4 protein-coding genes are annotated in these 3,627 nt (G+C 47.1%); 1 reads left to right on the forward strand and 3 read right to left on the reverse strand.

Going from position 1 to position 3,627, the window contains the following annotated elements; genetic code table 11:
- From Q0546_RS05240 to Q0546_RS05250, 3 genes are all read right to left on the reverse strand, one after another.
- The coding region (locus Q0546_RS05240; RefSeq protein WP_298791169.1) for a DMT family transporter at positions 1-532 on the reverse strand (532 nt) is incomplete at its 3' end.
- Between the two features lie 224 nt (positions 533-756).
- Positions 757-1,644: a DMT family transporter gene (locus Q0546_RS05245; RefSeq protein WP_298791171.1), complete on the reverse strand. Its 888-nt coding sequence runs from the start codon at positions 1,642-1,644 to the stop codon at positions 757-759.
- Between the two features lie 15 nt (positions 1,645-1,659).
- Positions 1,660-2,406 carry a DUF4197 domain-containing protein gene (locus tag Q0546_RS05250; RefSeq protein ID WP_298791173.1) on the reverse strand — a complete coding sequence of 249 codons (747 nt, stop codon included), beginning with the start codon at positions 2,404-2,406 and terminating at the stop codon, positions 1,660-1,662.
- Positions 2,407-2,706: 300 nt separating this feature from the next.
- Between Q0546_RS05250 and Q0546_RS05255 the strand changes: the two genes are divergently transcribed.
- Positions 2,707-3,267: a manganese efflux pump MntP family protein gene (locus Q0546_RS05255; RefSeq protein ID WP_298791175.1), complete on the forward strand. Its 561-nt coding sequence runs from the start codon at positions 2,707-2,709 to the stop codon at positions 3,265-3,267.
- Positions 3,268-3,627: the final 360 nt, after the last annotated feature.

Genomic DNA, 3,627 nt, shown 5'->3' on the forward strand with positions numbered 1-3,627 from the left:
CCATCCAATATAGCTCGCACCTGCGCACCAAAACGCCCGTGAAAATGATATGTAGAGCAAAGCCCAGCGCGCAAACGACGCTAAGCGCCTCGCCCGCGCCAAAACCCAGCTCGCTGCCCGTTAGAAAATAAAGCCCCGCCGCCGATAAAAACGCGCCGATAAATGCGTAGACTACGACCTTTTGCCCGAAAAACGCAAGTGCGATAAATGGCGTAAAAACGGCATTTAGCCCCGTAATAAAGGCGACAGTGGAGCTTGGAGCGTACTTGAGGGCAAAGGTCTGAAGCGTAAAGGCCGCAAACAAAAGCGTGCCTAAAAATGCGCCAAATCTTAACGAATTGCGGTCGATTTTTCGTGTAAATTTGAGGCTTATTAGCGACATCAGCGCGGCCGCGATCAAAAATCGCCAAAACAAAAGCGTAAAAACGCCGTTTGTCTTTAGCGTCTGCGCCATCGGCAAAAACGTCACGCCCCAGACCACTGCGATCACGAACAGTGCGAGGTCGGCCTTAAATTCGGTTGATTTTTTCATCTGATTTCTTTAGCTAAATTTAAGGGGCAAATTTAACGCAATTTCTCTAAATTCGGGCTTTATCGCGTCAAATTTGAGAGTCGCCGCCTTCTTGCTAGCTGGCAAACGGTGATAAATTTAAGAAAGAAAATCGCCGCGAGAGTAAATTTAGAGGCAGTTTTATAAATTTGATTTTACGGCGAGGTTTTGTCTTGAGCGAAACGACAAGCAAAACCCGCCGAAATTTAAGCTAAATTTTCCTTTTTAGCGCGCAGGTAGCTGCCTATCTCGCTGATCAAAACTCCGACCAAAATAAGCGCCGCGCCGCAAAGCCTATATGCGCTGATGTCCTCCGCGCCGACGAAGTAGCCCATCGCTCCGGCGGTTACGGGCTCAAGGGTGAAAAATATCGCCGTTTTAACGGGCGTCGTAAATTTTTGCATCAAGGCCTGCGCGAAAAACGCAAACGCCGTGCCCAGCACGCCCACGACTAGCATCGCTATGATAAACGCCCTGTCCACGACGGGAGTGATTTTAGCGTCCTCAAAAACCAAAATAGCTGCAAAACAAAGCGCGATTAGGGTCAAAATTTCAAAATAAACCATATTTACGAGGTTGCATTTTTGCACCAGGCGGTTCGTTAGCACGATGTGAAACGAATAAGCGCAGGCGCAAACTAGAGCCAAAATTTCGCCCAACCCAAAGCCCACCTTCGTATCGCCTATCATATAAAGCCCCGCCACCGCAAACGCTACGCCCACATACGCGTAAGAGTAAATTTTATGCCTAAAAAGCCCCGCCGCGATAAAAGGCACCAGAGCCACGTTTAGCCCGATGATAAAGGCTACGGACGAGGTGTCGGCGTACTTAAACGCGAAAGTCTGGCTAACGAATCCCGCGAACAAAAACAGACCCAAGATCACGCCCGATTTTATATCCGGCGCGCTTACGTCTTTTAGCTTTTTATAAAATATCGCGCCGGCAATGATCGCCGCTAGCAAAAATCTCCAAAACAAAACGCCAAAAACGCCGTTAGTCGCAAGCGCTAGCGAGGTAGGCAGATAGCCCAAACCAAAGACTATCGCAACAAATATCATGCCTACGTCGGCGCGAAATTCCAAACTATTTTTCACTATTCTCCCTTATTTTTACTTAAAAATGCCCTGCAGGATTTTCGTGCCCTGCTCCACGGCGCCGCCCCTTAGCGAGCTTTCCTTTTCGCTCATCACGTTAAATAGCCCATCTAGCGTCTTGCGCGTGATGTAGTCGTTTAGATCCTCGTTTTCTTGAGGGATGTATTCGCCCGCGCCCATGCTAGTTGCGATGCCTTTTAGCTGTTTTGCGGCATCTGATTTTGCCAGCGCGCTACCGGCGACGAACGAATTTAGCCCGTTGTACGCCGTGGCAAAGGTATTATCGCTCATCATTTTGGTGATGATCGGCTTAAACACGGCTTGCAGTTTCTCGCTCGAGTTTTGTTGCAAAAACTTCGTAAAGCTGTCCTTGCCGCCTTCTAGCACCTTTTTCACGTCCGCGTCGCTCATGTTTTTTATCACGCCCGAAAATACGTCCGCAGCCCCCGGTACGGCCGCGCTTGCCGCGTTATTTATCGAGGTTACCATCTCGTTAGCCCACTTTTCGCCGCCCACTTTTTTAGCCAAATTTGCCGCCGTTTCTAGGCTCTTTGGCAGCGGGATTTTAGCCGTTGCGTTTTTTAAAAATCCCCCGTTTGATAGCTCCTTAACGGCGGCGTTTAGAGCCGAGCTGACTGCGCTTTTGTAGTCGCCCGAGTTTGCCGCGCCTAGTATCTGCGCGCCTTGATTTAGCGTCTCTTGCCAATTAGCCTGAGCCGAAACGGCGAGCAAAACCGCGCATAAGATCAAACTTTTCTTCATCGTTTTTTCCTTAAAGTAAAATTCGGCGGTTATGATATTAAATTTCAGCTTTTAAACGGGTAAATTTGGGCTTCGAGCGGGCGAATTTACCCGCATCTTTACGGCACGGCGGCTTAAATTTTCAAAATTTAAATCGCAAATTTGAGCCGTGATTTAAGAGCCAAATTTAAGCGCAAATTTATACGGCGCGCTCGTCCGTTCGGCTCCAAATTTCAGACGTCAAATTTAGCTGCAAATTTGAGCGAGATTAACCGCAAGAGGCAAATTTTGAGTTAAAATTAGCCTTTTTGAAATGGCAAAATGGAGCTTTTACTTCTCTCTATCGCGCTTGCTATGGACGCGGCGGCGCTTAGCATCGCAAACGGCGCGAAATACCGCAATCTCGCGCTATCAAAGATTTTATTTATCGCGTTTGTTTTTGGATTTTTTCAGGCTGCAATGCCGCTTGTGGGCTACTTTTTGGGTGCTGCGTTTGCTAGATTTATCGCGCAGATCGATCATTTTATCGCGTTTGCGATTTTGGGCTTTTTGGGAGTAAAGATGATCCGCGAAGCCTGTAGAAACGAGCCCTGCGAGGCTGTGAGCCTTGATACGAAGATGCTGCTCTCAGGCGGATTTGCCACCAGTATCGACGCACTAGCCGTGGGCGTGACGCTGAGCTTTACGGCTGCTGACATCTACTTTAGCGCCGCCGTGATCGGCATAGTGTGCTTCGCGCTTAGCGTCGCGGCATTTTACGTCGGTAAATTTGCGGGAGAGTTTTTGGAGCAAAAGGCGCTGATTTTTGGCGGCGCGATCCTCGTCGGACTTGGTTTTAAAATCCTAATCACGCACCTTTTTGATCACGGGTTTTTGAGTTAAATTTAACGGCGCCTCGCGCTAAGCGCCGTTTTTCTTGCATAAATTTCCTATATTTATATAATCTATATTTTTTTTATGTTTGTGATATTTTTTATTGCAACCGTGTTGTTTTTAAACATAGGAACGTATGCTAAAAGTAGCTATGTTTCAAAGCAGTCAAAAGTTGCCGAAGCAAAAGGCAAAGAGATGGAGAGGATAGAAAAAATCTCTAAAAATCTGCACGGAAAAGAAACAAAGACAGATGACATGGGACTGGCATGGTCATCTGAGAAAAAAATTGTAAGAGTGGATCTTGCGTATAATGGTAAAATCATAAGCCATTTTAGCCCAAAGTTCTCTTATGTATATAATGAGGACCTT

The sequence above is a fragment of the uncultured Campylobacter sp. genome (assembly GCF_937997465.1).
Taxonomy (GTDB): Bacteria; Campylobacterota; Campylobacteria; order Campylobacterales; family Campylobacteraceae; genus Campylobacter_A.

Excerpts from the sequence above, each read along its gene's own strand:
- Q0546_RS05255 (WP_298791175.1), top strand. The coding sequence starts at position 2,707 with ATGGAGCTTTTACTTCTCTCTATCGCGCTTGCTATGGACGCGGCGGCG.
- Q0546_RS05250 (WP_298791173.1), bottom strand. The coding sequence starts at position 2,406 with ATGAAGAAAAGTTTGATCTTATGCGCGGTTTTGCTCGCCGTTTCGGCT.